Here is an 18,918-nt window from a genome sequence, read left to right on the forward strand (position 1 = left end):
ATTGATTGACTAAATTATTTCCGGAGCCTTTGATGATGGAATATACCTCATTACCTATTAATACCCAGACCGAAGTTATACCCCGCGCTGGATTTTTAGAAATTGAAAATTTAGTCAAGTCTTATCCGACACCTGATAAAGATAACTTTGTCGTTTTAGATAAAGTCAATTTAACGATTGATGAAGATGAATTTATTTCTGTAATTGGTCACTCAGGTTGTGGGAAATCAACTCTCATAAAGATAGTAGCTGGTTTAGAAAAAGCAACTTCCGGTTCAGTCAGGCTAGATGGAAAAGAAATTCGTGAGCCAGGAGCCGAAAGGATGATGGTATTTCAGAACTATTCGCTGTTACCTTGGTTAACAGTGCGAGAAAATGTCCGTTTAGCCGTAGATGAAGTGCTAAAAAATGCTAATCGTGCCGAGAAAATTAGCATTGTAAATGAACACTTGGCAATGGTAAACTTGACGGCGGCGGCTGACAAATATCCTGATGAAATTTCTGGAGGTATGAAACAAAGAGTAGGTATTGCCAGAGCCTTAGCTATTCGTCCCAAAATGTTGCTGATGGATGAACCTTTTGGGGCACTAGATGCACTAACTCGTGGGAAATTACAGCGGCAGGTATTGGATATTTGGGAAAATAATCGTCAAGCAGTGATGATGATTACCCACGATGTAGAGGAAGCAATTTATATGTCCGATCGCCTCGTTTTGATGACCAATGGGCCAGCTGCTAATATCGGGGAGATTTTAGAAGTTCCTTTTGAGCATCCACGCGATCGCGCCGCTATGCGAAACTCAAAAGAGTATTTTGAACTCCGCAACCACGCCTTAAATTTCCTCGATCGATATTTTGCCCAAGACGAGTAAATTAGATTATCATTTTTTTAGCGGGTAGCCTAATTCAAATCCATGAAAGCTGCATTTGGAACGGAGGAACCATATTGTGTGTGGGGCGTATCTCATAGAAAATGAGGAGTTAAGAGTCAGAAGTTAATAATTATTAATATTAACTCAGCACTCAGCACTCAGCACTCTTAAGAGAGAGACACCTTCCAGTCTTAGCCCGTCAGCTAACTCCGTAGGCAATGGAAGGAACCCCCAAGACCTTGGCTGTAATACAGTTATTATTGGGGTTTCCTTGACTAATTTAAGATTTGAAATTTTGGTTATCGTCACTCAATCTAAAATCCTTCGATGGTTCCTGAGCGAAGTCGTACCCCTCCGGGGAAGCAAGGCTACGCGTAGCGTCCCGCAGGGAAGGACTGAGCCTAGCCGAAATTCAAAATATAAAATTGGTCGCCCTGCTTCTCATTGCTAATTCATTTCATTAGGAGAAGTAAAGCTGTGCAAATTAAGCCAATGTTAGCACGTCTGCAAAGTGCCACAGGCCGAGATGACTTAATTGAACAAATGGTACTGTTGCCACAACCAAACAAACCTTTTTCTAAAAAACCTCAAAAGGCGAAAGCAATTAATCTAATTGTTGCTTATGATGCATCTCCCAACAGTCATACGGCATTAGATATTGCCTTTTGGATTGCCCATCAAACACGTTTGGCCACCAATACAGAAGTTACAGTTCAAGCCGTTTATGTAGTGGAAAATAATCAAAGCAATCAGTATCCAAATATCTTGAGTTTTCCCCAACAACAATCTTCATTAGAATGTGAAGTTAGTGAAGTATCAAAGTCTGTCACACAGGTATTGACTCAACCTAAATTACAGACAGCGATCGCTCCTCTACAACAAGCAGATATAATTCTCTGGCAAGCCCGGAGTTTGGCTGAAGAATGGCAGGGTTCTTTCAAATCTCATTTGCGGTTTGGCTGCATTTCTACAGAACTTAGCAAAGTTGTTGAATCAGAAGCGGCTGATATTCTGTTTCTAGGTTGTAACTCTGTCAATCATCCAATGATTGAAGCTCTAGGTTCTAATTTTCCCTGTGCTGTTTTGGGTATTCCCAGTAGTATTGATGAATAATCACTCTTTAAAATTTCAGTAATTTTTGTCAAATTTTGATCATAGAAAAGTCACCTAGTTGTAAGTGACTTTTTTGCTACTCAATAAATAAACTTCCATAAGTAGTATGTGGAAAACTGGCAAGCATTTATAGAAGCCAATGCAATACTGCTAAGGCTAAAAAATAAAAACCTGTAGGTTGGGTTGAAGAACAAAACCCAACCTACGAATTAACAATCTTGGTAAATTTGCCAAATTGGTGCAATCTTGTACCGTCTCTGAATGGGAAGCGCTATAAGCACTTAAGTGCTTACTACAAACATATCTTAACCTGTGATAATGTTTGTGGCAGACGACTAGCAGTCTGGCAACCCAAAAATGCTGGGTGAGTGCTGGGGAAAGGGAAAAGGGTAAAGGGTAAGGGATTTAAACCCTTTCCTCCTTCCCCCTTCCCCTTTACCCCGCTTGCGTTCGCTTGGCGAACTACTAGTAGCTAATCAGATGTAAAACGTCGCGCAGGACACTATAACCAGCCAAATCCCAAAGCAAATAGGCTAGAAAGCCAATTGCTGCCAAACGACCATTCCAAATTTCTGCTTGAGGAGTCCAGCCAAACAAAAATGCATTCCGGTCTATGCCGTTGTATTCCGGTGCAACAACTGGTAAATCAGTAGAAGGACGAGTTTCTTGAGTTGCCATTTTTTTCTCCAATATCTAATAGGTTTTTAGGTGTTTAGTTTCTAGTAGCCAATCAGATGTAAAACGTCACGCAAGACGCTATAACCAGCTAAATCCCAAAGCAAATAGGCAACAAAGCCAATAGCCGCCAAGCGACCATTCCAAATTTCTGCTTGAGGAGTCCAACCAAACAAAAATGCATTCCGGTCTATGCCGTTGTATTCCGGTGCAACAACTGGTAAATCAGTAGAAGGACGAGTTTCTTGAGTTGCCATTTTTTTCTCCAATATCTAATAGGTTTTTAGGTGTTTAGTTTCTAGTAGCCAATCAGATGTAAAACGTCACGCAAGACGCTATAACCAGCTAAATCCCAAAGCAAATAGGCAACAAAGCCAATAGCCGCCAAGCGACCATTCCAAATTTCTGCTTGAGGAGTCCAACCAAACAAAAATGCATTCCGGTCTATGCCGTTGTATTCCGGTGCAACAACTGGTAAATCAGTAGAGGAACGAGTTTTCATTGTTTTTTCCTTCCTAATCAAGTTGGTTTTTATTCTTTAAATGCTCTCGTAACCAATCAAGTACAAAACTCACTCTATAGCCAACTAAATCCCAAATTAAATAGGCAAGAAAGCCAATCATTGCAAAACGACTGTTTAAAATTTAGGCTTGAGGAGTCTAATCAAACAGAAAATCATTGCGATCGCAACTATTATATTATGTTGATATTATTGGCAAATTTTTAGAAAAAGGAGTTGCCATTTCCTTGCCTCAACAATTCGTTTGTTAACTTTAATGTAGCTATTAATAACTAGAATGCTTTCTGTCTATAGGCATAAAAGACAAGCACTTCTGCTGACCGATGCTCAAACGTATTATTATAAATAAATCCACCTAGAGAGGGTGATAGAAATAGATATTTAAATAAATCTAAACTCTTTAAAAGTAAACTATTTTGAAAATAGAGTTACTCACTATAAATTAAACAATTAAAATTAAAATTAGCAGTAAGTAAGTAAAATTGCTTGCCATTTAATTATGTTTTTTATCAAGAGATAACAAAAGTTATATCTTCCGCTGTATGAGGTTTTCAGCCCTTGGAGAGATGCTTTAAAGAGGTAAATTCTACGATTGTGATCTAAAGAGTTAGGTATTGCCATAGGTACAAACATAATAAATACTAAGAGTTGCTTCTCAAGAAATTCTTAATTCCCCCAAATTTAAACTTAGTAGGTAGAAGGAAATCCAATGTTCCAAAGTACGGAAATCATGGTGGGACTCTATAAACCACTATTGTGGTTAGCACAGGTTCCAGTAGAACGCTCAAACGTCACACCAGAACAAGCATCGGTTCTCTTTTCGGGGCCACGCTTTTTTGTGGCTTTAATCTCCGGCGTGATTCTTGCCTTTGCTTTCCAATTAGTTCTAACTAATCTCTCCCTTGCAGCCGGTATTTCCTACCTGGGGCACTCATCTGACTCGGATTCAGATAATGGAGAAGTCGGAAGTTTGGGCGGCAATATTCGCAAAATCGGCACAGCAGTGGGAATTTGGACATTAGTCACTGTGACTGTCGCCTTATTAATCGCTTCTTACCTAGCAGTAAAATTGAGCCTTGTCATCTCAGATCGAGGATTGGGAGCGACTCTCGGCTTAGTAATTTGGGGTGCTTACTTTTTGCTCCTAGTTTGGGTAAGTTCCACCACCGTAGGCTCCTTAATTGGCTCAGTTGTGAATACGGCAACATCTGGGTTTCAAGCGATTATGGGGACTGCTACCGCCGCACTAGGTGCGAAAGCTGTAAATAACCAAGTGGTAGCCACAGCTGAAGCCGCCGCCGCCGCTGTCCGTCGAGAACTAGGAAGCGCCATCGACCCCGTAAGTATCCGAGAAAACATTGAAGAGTACTTAGATAAGATACGTCCTCCAGAACTCGATGTGTCAAAGATTCGGAGTGATTTTGAAAATTTACTCAACGATCCGCAATTCAAAGCGATCGCTGGGACTCCAGATATCCGCAACATCGACCGCCAAAAGTTTATCGAGTTAGTCAGCAGCCGCACCGATCTTTCCAAAAAAGACGTTAGCCGCATTGCTGATACCTTGTATAAAGTTTGGCAGCAAGTGGTAAGTCAGCAACCAGCCACCCAAGACCGTTTAGGTGAGTTGATGGATTATCTGAAATCACTCCCAGCAGGACAAAGCAAGACAGATGAACTCAACGCCAAGTTGGAACGGTTACTAGCAGAAAAGGGTGGTTCCAAAGAATCTGACCAAAAAGCAGCTAGCGGGCCAATTCAAAGTACACTCCAGCAAGGATTATCTGCCTTAACCGGCATTGTGTTGGGACGTGCAGATTTGTCTGATTTGGATGTAGAAAAAATCTTAGGTAGTCTTACTAGCGCTAAAGATAAAGTCACCGAACAAGCAGATAAGTTAGGCTTGCCAACACCATCACAACCCTATAGCCCAATTCGGGCTGATGTCGAAAATTACCTATACAATACTTATGCTTGGCAACTGAGTCCAGAAAGAATTGCCCAGGAATTTCATGATGTCATTTACGATCCAGCAGCCGATCCAGGAATCGTCCGTAGGGAACTAGAACGACTATCCCGCAATGATTTCGTCAAAATTTTGCAACAACGGGGATTGCTGACTCAAGGTCAAATTCAACGCATTGCTAATCAGCTAGAAACTGTCCGCCAAGAAGTGCTAGTAACAGTCAGAGCTATTGAAGAAAGAGATATAGTCCAAGACTTGCAACGCGCAGTAGAAAGTTATCTACTGGTTACTCCCAAGGCAGATTTGACAGCCGAAGGCATTGAGCAGAATTTTAAACCACTGTTGGAAGACTCAGAGGCAGATTATGAAACCCTGACATTGCGGCTAGCCCACCTTGACCGTCAAGAAATTCGGCAGATATTGCTACAACGTAATGATGTCCAGTTATATGAAGTAGATAGCATTGTCGATGAGTTGGAAAAACAACGCGATCGCGTTTTGGTAGAATCCAAAGGACTAGCAGAACAGGCACAATATCAAGCAGAAACCCTGTGGTTAAATGTAGAATCATATCTGCGTAACACCGGCAAATCAGAACTGAATCCTGATGGCATCCGCGCCGACTTCAAAAAGCTACTAGAAGATCCGCAAGCTGGAATTAGCTCAATTCGGGCACGCTTGTCTCGCTTTGACCGCGATACCTTAGTACAATTGTTGAGTCAACGGCAAGATTTGAGTGAAGATCAAGTTAATCAAATCATCAATGCTACTGAGGAATCATGGTATAATATTCGCCACACACCTCAAATTGTAGCCGATAAAGCTAAAGAGCAATACGACTCTGTAACCACAACGATCGCAGATTATCTCCGAAATACTGGCAAACAAGAACTCAATCCTGAAGGTATTCAGCGAGATTTGACCAGATTGTTTGAAAATCCCAAAGAAGGAGCCGTCGCATTGCGCCGTCGGTTGTCACAGGTAGACCGGGATACACTGGTGAAATTGCTCAGTCAACGCCAAGACTTGAGTGAAGAACAAGTCAATGAAATCATTGATTCCACCCAAACTTCAATTCGTAACTTTGTGCGCGCGCCTCGTCGCCTAGCTAGCCGTACACAGCAAAGAGTAGAATCATTCAAAGGTTATTTGGAAGAGTATCTGCGCCAAACTGGTAAAGAAGAACTCAATCCTGAAGGTATCAAACGCGACTTGCAATTATTGTTGCACGATCCGCGAGTCGGCGTAGAAAGTTTTGGCGATCGCCTTTCTCAGTTTGACCGTGATACCATCATTGCCCTGCTGAAAATTCGGGAAGATATTTCTGATGAAGAAGCAGCACGGATTGCCGATAATATAGTGTCCGTAAGGGATCAATTTGTCGAACAAGTGCGCAGCATCCAACGCGGCATTCAAGATGCAATTGATGGGGTTTTTGCCCGCATTCGCAACTATCTCAACTCCCTGGATCGCCCGGAACTTAACTATGATAGTATTAAGCGCGATATTCGCACAGTTTTTGACGATCCTCAGGCAGGTTTCGATGCCCTGCGCGATCGCTTGTCCTCCTTTGACCGTGATACCCTAGTGGCAATTATGAGTTCTCGTGAGGATATCTCCGAAGAAGATGCCAACCGAATCATCGACCAAATTGAACGGGCACGCAACACAGTATTACAACGTGCAGAACGCATACAGCACGAAGCCCAACGCCGTCTAGAACAAGTAAAGCATCAAGCACAGCGGCAAGCAGAAGAAACCCGCAAAGCCGCAGCTACAGCAGCGTGGTGGCTGTTTGCCACAGCATTCGTCTCCGCCATTTTCTCTGCATTAGGAGGAGCGATCGCTGTAGTTTAACAAGTTGTCTCCGCTAACTTTTCAGCCTCCCATTATGGGAGGCTTTTCTATTTTAAGGACGTAGAGAATAAAGTAAAAAAATACGTATTGGCATTTGTGTAATACCAATTGGAAAGAAGAATGCAACAAATAGACCATTTGTAGAGACGCGATTCATCGCGTCTTTACCCAAGGATGTGTTGCAATCGTTAATTGAATTGCTACCAGTATGTCTTTCAATATAGTCATATATGAATATCCTTTACTGCTCTAATCTCAGCAATTAGATGGGTGAAAATAGAATTGGTTTAATGTTTTAATTTTATTAAATGACTTGCAATAAAATCTCAGCCTATTATCAATAAATTACTTCGTAATTTTTGCAAGTTAATAATTTTACCTAAGTAGTAATTTCAAACAATGGAAAACACGTTAGTTGATAAAACCTTCCGTGACAGCAGTGGCAAAATTGTTGTGGCTCAAATGCCAAACCCACCACTTATTCTTTGGATAGTAGCTAGTTTACTCACTCTAGTTTTTACAAGTGGTAAAATCAATACAGTGTTAGACTTTGTGGCAAATGGCGCATTGTTTACTTGGGCGTGGATGGAGCTATTTCAAGGCGTTAATTATTTTCGCAGAGCGCTAGGTCTTGCCGTATTGATTGGAATGATTGCATACAGAATCCTGTAAATATACATAATTAAGTAAAAAATAATACTAAAAAGGAGGAATTTTAAACTCCTTTTTTTTGTCCAAAGTTTAAAATGTGAATAAAGTCATACTGACATTATGACTTTATTACACTGTGTTTTCTTATTCAGCATTTTAAACTGAGAGCAATACAGCAAATCAATTAAGTCGTGTAACAAACAAAGCTTACTGTAAAGCTAATGAGTAAGACTATCTGTTCGCAAATTATTGATAAATGCTGTATAAAACTCAAGCAAATTAATTGATGGAGATTTGGATATGAAACGTATTTTATTAGGTACATTACTTGCTCTCCCATTTGCAATTTCCTCCTTACCGTCACAAGCATCAGCAGCAGAAATCATTGTCAGACCCAATGTTCATAGAACTGCTATTGTGCGTAAACCTATTGTTGCCCGATATCAACGGAAGTTAATTCCTGCACATTGGGAAACAGTACGACGCGGTAACAGGTGGGTTAAAGTTAGAGTTCCTGCTCGTTATGTAAATGTCAGAGTTTAATATCTAAATAGAGGCTAACAACTTTAGTTGTTAGCCTCTATTAGTTAAAACCTTGTTGCTAAATAAGACTTATAATTAAATACAAGTAGTTAACATAAGTCAATTGAATCAACATGAATATCTCTCCAAATTATCATCTTTTAAAAAAACTTTTAATATTTATACTAGGAATTAGTTTCGTAACAGCCTGCGATTCCATTCAGGCTGACGAAAAAAATATAACTAAAGAAAAAATCTTGATTGGTGATAATTATGGAGAACTACACAATCAAGGTAAATTACGTACTTACTATTTTTACACTCCAAAATCTTATAACCTACACCGCCCGATGCCATTAGTTTTAGTGTTTCATGGAGATGAGGGTAATGGTCGGTCTATCAGTAACGTGACTCGCTTCAATAAATTAGCAGAGCAAAAAGGATTTATTGTTGTTTATCCAGATGGAATTGACCAAAAATGGAGCCTCAGAGGTAACGGTCAAGGAAAAGTAGATGATGTTTTGTTTGTCAGTGCTTTGATTAATCATCTTCAGCAGCAACTTAATATTGATAGTCATAAAGTTTATGCCACCGGTTTTTCTAGAGGTGGTATACTTACCCAAGCACTAGCTTGTAAGTTACCTGATAAAATTGCTGGCTTTGCATCAGTAGCTGGTTCGCTCCCAGTTAGACTTAAACCTAGTTGCCAGCCTCAAACTCCCATATCGATGTTAACGATCAACGGTACAAACGATCGCGATGTCCTTTATGAAGGTGATGATCACACTCGAAGAGGAGCGCTGGTTTCGATCTCAGACATGGTAGAGTTTTGGCGATCGCACGATCGATGTACCTTATCAAATGCATCTCCAAATTTTCCTAAAGATAAAGTGAAAACCGCTATCTACACAGGTTGTACTGGCAATTCCGAAGTCTGGCAGCTAGCGGTAGTCAACGGTGGACATTTCTGGCCTGGTGGTTCTTCAACTGACGAGAACCTAAACAAATTCAATGCCAAGCTAGGGTTGAACGCCAGTGAAACAATTTGGGACTTTTTTCAGCGTCACAGTTCATAAGTAGCTAATTTTTTAAACACCATTTTCCTTAAACCATGCCAAGAGGCGTTTCCAACCATCCTGAGCTTCTTGTTCGCGGTAGGAGGGGCGATAATCGGCAAAAAATGCGTGGGGTGCATTGGGATAGACGATAATTTCAGATTTGCTACTGCTGGACTTTAAGCGATCGCGCATCTGCTCTACTGTATCAACAGGAATACCTGTATCCTTGCCACCATAAAGTCCGAGAATCGGGACTGTCAGTTTTGATGCAATATCGACAGGATACTGGGGCTGAAGTTCGGTAGCATCGCCCACAAGTCGCCCATACCAAGCTACACCAGCCTTCACCTGGGGATTATGTGCAGCATATAACCAAGTAATACGACCGCCCCAACAGAAGCCTGTAATTCCCAACTTCTGGCCATTACCCTTAGCTGACTTCTTTGCCCAGTCTACTGTAGCATCAAGATCGGATAATACTTGGGCATCTGGCACTTTGGCGACAATTGGACGAATTTCGTCTATGTTGCTTAACTTCGAGACATCACCTTGACGGATAAATAATTCGGGTGCGATCGCTAAATATCCCAACCGAGCAAAGCGACGAGTGATATCCTGGATATGCTCGTGTACGCCAAAAATTTCCTGGATTACCAGAACAATTGGGAAATTATCACCACTAGCCGGTGCTGCTCTATAGGCAGGAATTTCGCCATCTTTGACAGGAATTTTCACTGCACCAGCTACTAACCCCTTGGCATCAGTAGTGATGACTCCGGCAGAAATGGGTTGTACTGCAAGGGCAAAACCTGTCGCCACTGTCGCTGTTGCAATAAATTTGCGGCGCGTTAGTTCTTTCATCATCTCTACGTTGAATTACTAAGTTCCTTTATATTTAGATTACTGTATGGTCAAATGCGCGTAAGGGTAGGTGTACAAATTTCACACCCGAAAAAAAGTGCTTCTATCTCAACACCAGCAAGCGTTTCACCCCACCAATTGTCCAAATTCATCCGCGCAATCTCTGAAATGCTTACAATAATTGAGTTTCAGCCTTCAACCTTTCCTGACACTCTTCCCAAAGAAATTCTCTAATGCTATGATTGCTCTAGAATCGCGCAACCGCACCTTGAAAACTAAATATAGCTTGGCTTTCAGGCTCCCGCTATTGCAATTAATCAAAATCCCTATTAGGGATTGAAACGCACCACGCTACACCATCTCGGTTTTAAGGGTAGCTTTCATTGCAATTAATCAAAATCCCTATTAGGGATTGAAACCTCAGTCGATTGAGATTGGTAAGCTTCAACACCTGTTCCTTGAATTGCAATTAATCAAAATCCCTATTAGGGATTGAAACCCATACCTGCTGCTATTTGAAATCCGCCACTTAATTGCCCATTGCAATTAATCAAAATCCCTATTAGGGATTGAAACGCCGCCAAGTAACTCTAAATTGATTCCTGGCTCTTTTATTGCAATTAATCAAAATCCCTATTAGGGATTGAAACTGTGTAAAAGTGAGCTTTAGTTTCTAACCCTAAAAATTGCAATTAATCAAAATCCCTATTAGGGATTGAAACATATCCAAAGAGCATGAATAGCGATCGCACCTCCATTGCAATTAATCAAAATCCCTATTAGGGATTGAAACAAAGAACGTTGGCAGTATCTACAGAGTTGGTAGAATTGCAATTAATCAAAATCCCTATTAGGGATTGAAACGCCGCCGCCAGAGTGTCTTAAAATCCTGGTTCTCTGGCTTATTACAATTTCTCAAAATCTCTATTAGAGATTGAAATATAGTAATGGGTGGAAAAGAATCATAATGATGACAAAATTGTAATTCATCAAAATTCCTATTAAGAATTAAAATATTTTTTTATCGCTTACCTGTTTTCCAATCTTCTCCACCGGATAACTGAGTTAAATTTTCAGCTAAAACTGCGGGTAACTCCTTAGCTGAATAGGAATAAGTTAGCGCCAAAAACTTCAACGCAGTCTGAAGAATTTGTTTTCTATCTACTATTTCAGATAGTTGAAATTGATTATATACTCCATTCATTACTTCATCACTCGCATCAGCGATCGCATCTTCAATCACTTCCTCTTCTATCAAACTCTCCCACTCACCTAAATTAATATAGTAAGATTTTTTATTATCTTTGATATTAAGACTTTTAATTTCTCGGATTGAATTACGAATAGAATTTGCCCATGAACCAGTTAATCGTTGTTCTACTTGGTTTTTAATCAGATGAATCAGCAGAATCCTTAAATAAGCTCGGATATTCCGCAGAATAGCTTGTTTACTCATGCCTTCTAATTCGTCTACAATTGCTAAAGCATCTGCATAACGTCCTTCCAAAATACTCTTTTTGAGGTCTATTAGTTCCTGCGTCATTTTTTCTTTGCCTACCTGCTTAAGTACTATATAAAAACAACCTATACTTTATTAATAGCAAAGTCTCTTCGCTGCCATTAATAAAGTAGTATTGTTCACTTATTCGCCTGTATCACTTGCAAACTCCCACCTGCATATAAAGTTGACTTACTCACTTCAAAGCCAGTCTTAGCTAACAACTCAGCTAAATCAGTTTTCAGTAATTCCCAAGCCGTTTCCGTCTCAAACAACAACAAAAACACTGATATCCCAGGCCAAAATATCGGATTTGTCGGAGCGTGAAAATCCACCAGCGTAAACACTCCTCCCGGCTTCAGCACCCGATAAACTTCATTAATAATTTTTCGTAATTGCTGAGGCTGCATCTCGTGTAAGGCAACGCTGGTATGTACCACATCAAACAAATTATCTGCAAATGGCATCTCTTCAGCAAAAGCTTCTACATAAGAAGCTTCCGGTACATTTAGCCGCGCCCGTTGCAAAGACTTGGGTGAAGCGTCCAATCCTGTTACGTTTTGTGAATTTTTTACTAAAAACTCTGTTGTTTGACCACTACCACAACATAAATCTAAAACTTGAGAATCTGAGTGAATTGTTAAGCCTTGCAAAGCAAGTTGCCGAAAACGTGCTTCACCACCTACACTTAAGGCTGCTAAACGAGAGATACCATCATATAACCACTGATAGCGGTAACTCCAATCCCTTAAAATTGTTGCCATTGCATATTTCCTTGCTATTAAGCTTTATATTTAATAAAGATATATTGTTAACATTAGTAAAAAACCTGAAAAGATTGGGGGAAAGTAACTGCTATGGGTCGTGTAGGCGTCTTATTACTCAATCTCGGTGGCCCTGATAAGCTAGAAGATGTCGGGCCCTTTTTGTACAATCTATTTTCCGATCCGGAAATTATTCGCCTACCATTTCGCTGGTTGCAAAAGCCCCTAGCCTGGTTTATTGCCACGCGGCGAACCAGAACATCTCAAGAAAATTATAAGCAAATCGGTGGTGGTTCCCCATTGCGGCAGATTACAGAAGCCCAAGGGGAAGCTCTAAAAGAACAGTTAGGTTCTTTGGGGCAAGAAGTTAATATTTACGTGGGAATGCGTTATTGGCATCCCTATACAGAAGAGGCGATCGCACAAATTACCCAAGATCGGGTAGAACACCTAGTAATATTACCACTATATCCCCAGTTTTCTATCAGCACTAGTGGTTCCAGCTTCCGGCTTTTAGACAAGCTTTGGCGAGAAGATCCAAAACTTCAACCGATTGATTACACCGTTATTCCTTCTTGGTACAAACAACCAGGCTATCTTCAAGCAATGGCGCAACTTATAGCCCAGGAACTTGAGCAATTTCCCAACCCGGATGAAGTTCATATATTCTTCAGCGCTCATGGCGTTCCGAAAAGCTACGTTGAAGAAGCAGGCGATCCTTACCAGGTGGAAATTGAAGAATGTACTGCGTTGATTATGCAGACTCTCAATCGACCCAATGCCCACACCTTAGCTTACCAAAGTCGTGTCGGGCCAGTAGAATGGCTTCAACCCTATACTGAAGATGCCCTCAAAGAACTAGGCGCGCAAGGCGTGAAAGATTTGGTTGTCGTGCCAATCAGTTTTGTCTCAGAGCATATCGAGACACTACAAGAAATTGATATTGAGTATCGAGAAGTAGCCGAAGAATCAGGAATTCACAATTTCCGCCGCGTACCGGCTCCCAATACCCATCCAGTATTTATTAATGCACTAGCCGAATTAGTGATTGATGCACTGAAAAACCCCAGTTTCAAGCTTTCGCAAGCTGCTCAAATGAAGAAAATGGTCAAAATGTACCCTCAAGAGCGTTGGGAATGGGGTCTGACAACTAGTGCTGAAGTATGGAATGGTCGGATTGCGATGCTGGGTTTTATTGCCTTAATCGTAGAGCTGATTACCGGTCACGGCTTCTTGCACATGATTGGGCTTTTGCAGTAAATGAAAAGAGTTAGGAGTTAGGAGTTGGGAGTTGGGAGTTTTTAATTTTTCTCGCTAACTCTTCACTTTTAACTTCTATCTTCATTCCTAACCCTTCTCTACGAGACGCTCCGCGAACGGCAGGCTCAGGGCATCGCTTCTCACTTTTAACTCCTAACTTTTTAGCCGATACCAGTCATACCACTGTTTAGCACTACGAACTGCAAACCAAAGCAGTATTAAAGCAATTAGTCCTCCTTGCCAAGGAGCATCAAAGGCAAATAGTACTAGAGCAATGCACAAGGTATCTTGAAGGAAGACTGCCCACAACGGTAAGCCACGTAACCGATAGAACCAACCAATTTGGACGAGCTGGAGTACCAAAGCTAATAAACCTCCAATTATGGCAATCAACCAGTTTGGGGTTGCTGTTGCTGTCGCTACTCCTAACCCCATAATCGCCCCTACAAGGGGAGACATGAATAACTGAACCACTTGGAGCAATCTTTGCCCCCAAAGCTTTTTTGAGGCTAATAATTCAATTAATGACCAACTGGTGAGGCAACATAATAATATTGGTGGAGAAATGTGAGATAAGATTGGAACTTGTGACCACAAGCTGCTACCCTGCAATAATCCAATAATTAGCAAAGGTATGCCTATTCTCATTCCTGCTGCCGCAGAGGCAGAAAGTGTGGCTAGGATTTCAATCATCAAAGCACTCGTAGTATTAATAAATAACTAAGTATTTGTAATGTATACTACCCAGTGCTAGCAAGAATTCGAGCATCCAACAGATTGCAATATTAAATATTGTTGGTACCTTTATATAACAGAATTCAGGCGCAGTTTTTTTAACAGGCTCATCCTACACATTAGACCTCTTGCAAAAGTAACTTTTGCACTCTTGCGGGAAAAAGGACTCATCTTGATTGGGAAAAGGTTTTTTTTATTCCTTTTCCCTTTCCCCTTTACCCCGACAAATGCCAAGAAGTCTATTATCCACAGTTCTTCTCAAACTCCTCGTACTCCAAAGGCAGCATGATGCCGAAATGGTAACAGAGCGCCTTAACATCGCGGTAATCGTTTTCATCAAACGCGTATCCAGTATGGAACCTCACCATCCACTTAGGCGATATACATCTTACGGGATATCCAGCTATCAAGCCATGTCCGGATAGTGAGTCATAAGGATATTCAATGCCATAAACATGATTACCCGTTGAATCAAATGTATACGAATGAATATCGATTTCATTCCCTTGGTGATTTACCAAAACAAAGTTGCAATCGCGTGTATCGTCGCAAAGCTTATCCTGATAGCCTCTAGTTTCAAGCAAAACTCTTATTTGAGCCACATCTTTGTGCTGAACAGCTATATCTAAGTCAGTATGGCTTCGAGTTTGCTTTCCAAGCAAAGCATCAACTCCCCATCCCCCATCAATGTAAACTTCAATTGCATTCTCCTCAAAAAGCTGCACTATCTTAATCACTTCCTGTGCAGTCATTTCAGGCTCATATTCTTGCATCTGAGCACTCTCTCCAATACTAAATCACCATTAAAACTTGGTCTTCAATAATTAATCTAGGACGACCTGTTTTCTTTTTCTTTTGAGCATCAGCTTTAACTACATCCACCATTAACTCAAAGGTTTGACAGCTTACTCCAGTCATAGGCTTAAATTTTCTTGAAGTAAGGTGTTTAGCTTTCTCTATTTTCACTGCTAATCAAATTTCCTAATCGCAAATTGCCAAATTTTTAATTATACGACAAAACATTTTTGCAAGAGATTCTATGAGCTGCGCTTACAAGGAACAATGAAAATGTCTTTTCCTCCTGCCTCCTGCCTGGTTGTTGAGCGTAGTCGAAACACTGCCTCCTGCCTTATTTTCAAGGCAGTTCTTGAGTATAAACAAGCTTGAAATCAAGGCTTTTAGCAATCAACATTGTCCTAGCCTATGTAGCTACGGCTATATATCTTTTTTGATGATATCTGCATATTTTTGGGGTAATTTACTTATAGTAAGTGCCTAAACTCCTACTACAAGTAAATTAATCTTAAATACCTAATCGTTGGTAAACTTCTTCTAAATGCCGCAGATGTTGCTGGGGATCAAAACAAAGCTCTAGTTCTGCTGGAGACAACTTTTGGGTAACACGCGGATCTTTGCTAATCAAGTCTTGGAAGTTTCCTTCTGGCTGATTCCAAGCGGCGTGAGCGCTTTCTTGAACGATCGCATAAGCCTCTTCTCGGCTGCTTCCCTTGTCTATCAAAGCCAGTAACACTTTTTGGCTAAACACAACGCCGCCGTAACAGTTGAGATTGCGTTTCATGTTCTCAGGATAGACCAATAAGTTTTTCACCAAATCGGTTATTTCTGACAACATAAAATGCGTCAAAGTACAAGCATCTGGCAAAATTACCCGTTCTACAGAACTGTGAGAAATGTCTCGCTCATGCCATAAAGCAACGTTTTCTAAAGCTGCACCGGCATGACTTCTGACGAGTCGTGCCATTCCCGTCAGTCGTTCCGAACGGATGGGGTTGCGCTTGTGTGGCATAGCTGAGGAGCCTTTTTGACCTTTGGCAAAAAATTCTTCAACTTCTAAAACGTCTGTTTTTTGGAGATTGCGAATTTCTACAGCAAAGCGTTCAATGGTTGCGGCTACCAAAGCTAATTGTTGCACGTAGTCAGCGTGGCGATCGCGGGAAATAACTTGAGTTGAGGCCGTATCAGGTTCGAGTCCGAGTTTTTGACAAGCGATCGCTTCTACACGCGGTTCAATATTCGCGTATGTTCCGACTGCACCAGAAATTTTACCGACAGCGATCGTTTGGCGGAGTATTCTCAGACGTTCTTGGTGTCGCAACACTTCTGCTAACCAACCAGCTAGTTTAAAACCAAAAGTAATCGGTTCAGCATGAATACCGTGCGATCGGCCAGCCATCACTGTCTGACGATGTTCCCGTGCTTTTTGGCGAATTACCTGAATCAAATCTTCCAGACGTTGCAATAATATATCCAGACTGGCAACTAATTGCAGTGCTAAAGCTGTATCCAAAACATCCGAACTAGTTAAACCCAGGTGAATGTAGCGTCCGGCATCACCAACATATTCATTGACATTTGTCAAAAAAGCAATGACATCATGGCGAACTACAGCCTCAATTTCCAACACCCGCTTTGGATCGAAATCTGCCTTGGCCTTAATTTCCTCAACCGCCTCAGATGGAATGTAACCAAGTTCAGCTTGAGCCTCACAAACAGCAATTTCGACTTGCAGCCAAGTTTTTAGTTTATAGGCTTCACTCCACAGATTAGCCATTTCGGGCAAAGTATAACGCTCAATCACAGTTCGGCACAGAATACAACCGTCATATTTTACAGTCTAATTAATGTACATCGCTTTTTAACGCTACTTTTTGCTCAGAGACGGAAGCAGTTTTTGAATCCGACATGATAATACTAATCCTGCCATCAGCTTCCATATACGCGAACTTCACATCAGCTAAAAATTCCACACCTTGCTGACGTAACTTGCTCATCAACTCATCATCTGTAATTAACTCTCGTTGCAGATGGCGTTCAATCATCCGACCGTTTTTTACCAATAGCAGCGGTGGCGGATTCATGAAACGTTGGAACTGGGGAAGTTTGTAACCCAACCAGTTCAGCAAGTAACTCCAAAAAATCACTGTTCCTACCAGGATAGCGCCTTCAGTAATTGATGTGTAATTACTTGCCATAGCATTTTGAGCAGCTTCTGCAAATAATACAACTACGAGTAAATCAGTAATTCCTAGTGTTCCTAATTGTCGGCTAGGAAGTAGGCGTAGCACTGAGAACAGCGATAAATAGACTAGCGATCCGCGGATAATCAACTCAAAGATGCTGATGCTAGGAATAAAAATTGCTTGCCAATTGATAAAAAACCATTTTTCCATTAGCACTGATTTTCTTCCTTGTTCAATGGGCTTCTGGAAAAAATCCAGTATAAAAAAAGTCAGAATTCAGAATTGCTGAATACTTTATTTATAACCTATGGCAAGAATAATTAATTACTTTGATGTGATATTAGATACAATATCTATTAGATTTATAAATATAAATCTCCAGTAATTAAAGATTAAAAACGCTGATTTCTTCTCTTTTTTAAGCGTTTAGGCTTCCTAAAATACTGAAAAAAGCGATTAATAAAGCGAGAAGATGGCTTTTTCTGACTCGATGCTTGTTCTCTTGGAGCCTTGCCATTATAGTTTGTGTTATCAGATATATGTACAGCATTTTTAGTTGGAACTATGCCGCTGCCATACCTTCGGGAATAAACTTGAGTGAATTCTGCACCGAAGAAAAGAATTTGTGCGGCATAGTTAACCCAAGCTAAAATCACCACTAGTGAACCAGCAGCACCATAGGTCGATCCAAAACTGCCATTACCTAAATATTGTCCTAATAAAAATTTCCCAATAGAGAACAAAACTGAGGTGAGAGCCGCTCCAATTAAAACATCACTCCAGGCAATTTTGACATCTGGTAGAACTTTAAAAATTAGTCCAAACAGTACTGTAGTTATTGCAAAAGAGATGACTAAATTAGCAATCTGCCAGATGAAATCGAAACCTGGCAATAAGTTACTAAAGTATGTTACTAAGGTTGTTAATATCGTACTAATTACTAGAGAAACTAAAAGTAAAAAGCCAATTCCAATCACCATTGCAAAGGACAAAACGCGGAGGCGAATCATGTTATTTATGCCACGTCCAGGTTTGGGTTTCACTTCCCAAATCGTGTTCATCGCATCTTGCAACTCAGTAAATAAGCCTGTAGCGCCCAATAACAAAACTAAGACACTAATAATCGAAGCGATCGCTCCTGTCTTTGGTTGGTTAGCATTTTGGATGGCAGTTTCGAGAAACTTGGCGCCATCTACCCCGACTAAACCTTGAATTTGTCCGACAATTTGACCTCTTGCCGCTTCCTCTCCAAATACTGCACCTGCGATCGCAATTACAATAATTAGTAATGGTGCAATGGAAAAAATCGTGTAATAAGCTAACGCCGCCGCTAACCGCGAGGCTTTATCGTCACTCCATTCTTTGAATGTCTCTTGTAGTAACTTCCAAATTTCTTGCAAATTCATCCAATCAGTCTCCTTGTAAGGGATGTTGCTTAGTCCCTGCTATATTGGATACTGATTTGCTGAGTTACGGCATCCTCCCAAGGGTGTTTGTGAAGCGTCCTTGGGGAGGAATTTAGAATTTTATAGTGACATAACAATGCGATGTCTACGGCAGGCGTAGCTGCGGCGCTAATTAGCGA

The 18,918-nt window shown here is 40.8% G+C and carries 18 protein-coding genes, 1 pseudogene and 1 riboswitch; of the genes and pseudogenes, 7 read left to right on the top strand and 12 right to left on the bottom strand.

Annotation, left to right across the window (positions count from 1 at the left end; all coding sequences use genetic code 11):
• Positions 1–35: 35 nt before the first annotated feature.
• Positions 36–872, top strand: a complete 837-nt coding sequence (locus tag NSTC731_RS13485; RefSeq protein WP_445632082.1) for an ABC transporter ATP-binding protein — start codon at positions 36–38, stop codon at positions 870–872.
• A gap of 16 nt (positions 873–888) precedes the next feature.
• Positions 889–1,105: riboswitch (cyclic di-AMP (ydaO/yuaA leader) on the top strand.
• 259 nt (positions 1,106–1,364) lie between these two features.
• Entirely contained in the window at positions 1,365–1,985 is a 621-nt protein-coding gene (locus tag NSTC731_RS13490; RefSeq protein WP_445632083.1) for a universal stress protein, read from the top strand.
• A gap of 465 nt (positions 1,986–2,450) precedes the next feature.
• Here the strand turns inward: NSTC731_RS13490 and NSTC731_RS13495 are convergent, their stop codons facing one another.
• From NSTC731_RS13495 to NSTC731_RS13505, 3 genes are read right to left on the bottom strand one after another with little or no spacing between them, the layout of a single operon-like run.
• Positions 2,451–2,663, bottom strand: coding sequence for a high light inducible protein (locus NSTC731_RS13495; RefSeq protein WP_445631251.1), 213 nt, complete (start codon positions 2,661–2,663; stop codon positions 2,451–2,453).
• 41 nt (positions 2,664–2,704) lie between these two features.
• Positions 2,705–2,917, bottom strand: a complete 213-nt coding sequence (locus NSTC731_RS13500) for a high light inducible protein (RefSeq protein WP_445631252.1) — start codon at positions 2,915–2,917, stop codon at positions 2,705–2,707.
• Between the two features lie 41 nt (positions 2,918–2,958).
• Entirely contained in the window at positions 2,959–3,162 is a 204-nt protein-coding gene (locus NSTC731_RS13505; protein WP_445631253.1) for a high light inducible protein, read from the bottom strand.
• A 727-nt stretch (positions 3,163–3,889) separates the two neighbouring features.
• Here NSTC731_RS13505 and NSTC731_RS13510 point away from each other — a divergent pair.
• The 4 genes from NSTC731_RS13510 to NSTC731_RS13525 all read left to right on the top strand — a co-directional run bounded on the left by NSTC731_RS13510 (position 3,890) and on the right by NSTC731_RS13525 (position 9,252).
• Positions 3,890–7,003, top strand: coding sequence for an MFS transporter (locus tag NSTC731_RS13510; RefSeq protein ID WP_445631254.1), 3,114 nt, complete (start codon positions 3,890–3,892; stop codon positions 7,001–7,003).
• A 399-nt stretch (positions 7,004–7,402) separates the two neighbouring features.
• A complete protein-coding gene (locus NSTC731_RS13515) occupies positions 7,403–7,675 on the top strand; it encodes a hypothetical protein (RefSeq protein WP_445631255.1) in 273 nt (90 codons plus the stop codon).
• Positions 7,676–7,954: 279 nt separating this feature from the next.
• Positions 7,955–8,197, top strand: a complete 243-nt coding sequence (locus NSTC731_RS13520) for a hypothetical protein (protein ID WP_445631256.1) — start codon at positions 7,955–7,957, stop codon at positions 8,195–8,197.
• Positions 8,198–8,310: 113 nt separating this feature from the next.
• Positions 8,311–9,252: an extracellular catalytic domain type 1 short-chain-length polyhydroxyalkanoate depolymerase gene (locus NSTC731_RS13525; RefSeq protein WP_445631257.1), complete on the top strand. Its 942-nt coding sequence runs from the start codon at positions 8,311–8,313 to the stop codon at positions 9,250–9,252.
• 12 nt (positions 9,253–9,264) lie between these two features.
• On the opposite strand, the gene NSTC731_RS13530 is transcribed toward NSTC731_RS13525, so the two are convergent.
• From NSTC731_RS13530 to NSTC731_RS13540, 3 genes are all read right to left on the bottom strand, one after another.
• Positions 9,265–10,095, bottom strand: a complete 831-nt coding sequence (locus tag NSTC731_RS13530) for a dienelactone hydrolase family protein (RefSeq protein WP_445632084.1) — start codon at positions 10,093–10,095, stop codon at positions 9,265–9,267.
• 1,021 nt (positions 10,096–11,116) lie between these two features.
• Entirely contained in the window at positions 11,117–11,638 is a 522-nt protein-coding gene (locus tag NSTC731_RS13535; protein WP_445631258.1) for a DUF29 family protein, read from the bottom strand.
• 95 nt (positions 11,639–11,733) lie between these two features.
• Positions 11,734–12,357, bottom strand: coding sequence for a class I SAM-dependent methyltransferase (locus NSTC731_RS13540; protein ID WP_334840874.1), 624 nt, complete (start codon positions 12,355–12,357; stop codon positions 11,734–11,736).
• A gap of 93 nt (positions 12,358–12,450) precedes the next feature.
• Here NSTC731_RS13540 and hemH point away from each other — a divergent pair, with 93 nt between their 5' ends.
• Complete coding sequence (hemH, locus tag NSTC731_RS13545; protein WP_445631259.1) at positions 12,451–13,617, top strand: ferrochelatase; 1,167 nt, start codon at positions 12,451–12,453, stop codon at positions 13,615–13,617.
• 153 nt (positions 13,618–13,770) lie between these two features.
• On the opposite strand, the gene NSTC731_RS13550 is transcribed toward hemH, so the two are convergent.
• The 6 genes and pseudogenes from NSTC731_RS13550 to NSTC731_RS13575 all read right to left on the bottom strand — a co-directional run bounded on the left by NSTC731_RS13550 (position 13,771) and on the right by NSTC731_RS13575 (position 18,739).
• Entirely contained in the window at positions 13,771–14,310 is a 540-nt protein-coding gene (locus NSTC731_RS13550) for a DUF4126 domain-containing protein (RefSeq protein WP_445631260.1), read from the bottom strand.
• 284 nt (positions 14,311–14,594) lie between these two features.
• Positions 14,595–15,125, bottom strand: coding sequence for a nucleotidyltransferase domain-containing protein (locus NSTC731_RS13555; protein WP_445631261.1), 531 nt, complete (start codon positions 15,123–15,125; stop codon positions 14,595–14,597).
• A gap of 22 nt (positions 15,126–15,147) precedes the next feature.
• Positions 15,148–15,318, bottom strand: a pseudogene (locus tag NSTC731_RS13560) (IS5/IS1182 family transposase); the annotation flags it as partial.
• Positions 15,319–15,655: 337 nt separating this feature from the next.
• Positions 15,656–16,951, bottom strand: coding sequence for an adenylosuccinate lyase (gene purB / locus NSTC731_RS13565; RefSeq protein ID WP_445631262.1), 1,296 nt, complete (start codon positions 16,949–16,951; stop codon positions 15,656–15,658).
• A 40-nt stretch (positions 16,952–16,991) separates the two neighbouring features.
• Positions 16,992–17,543 (bottom strand): DUF421 domain-containing protein, encoded by a 552-nt coding sequence (locus NSTC731_RS13570; protein ID WP_445631263.1) that lies wholly within the window; start codon positions 17,541–17,543, stop codon positions 16,992–16,994.
• A 182-nt stretch (positions 17,544–17,725) separates the two neighbouring features.
• Complete coding sequence (locus NSTC731_RS13575; RefSeq protein WP_445631264.1) at positions 17,726–18,739, bottom strand: YihY/virulence factor BrkB family protein; 1,014 nt, start codon at positions 18,737–18,739, stop codon at positions 17,726–17,728.
• Between the last annotated feature and the right edge of the window lie 179 nt (positions 18,740–18,918).

The sequence above is a fragment of the Nostoc sp. DSM 114167 genome (assembly GCF_052692655.1).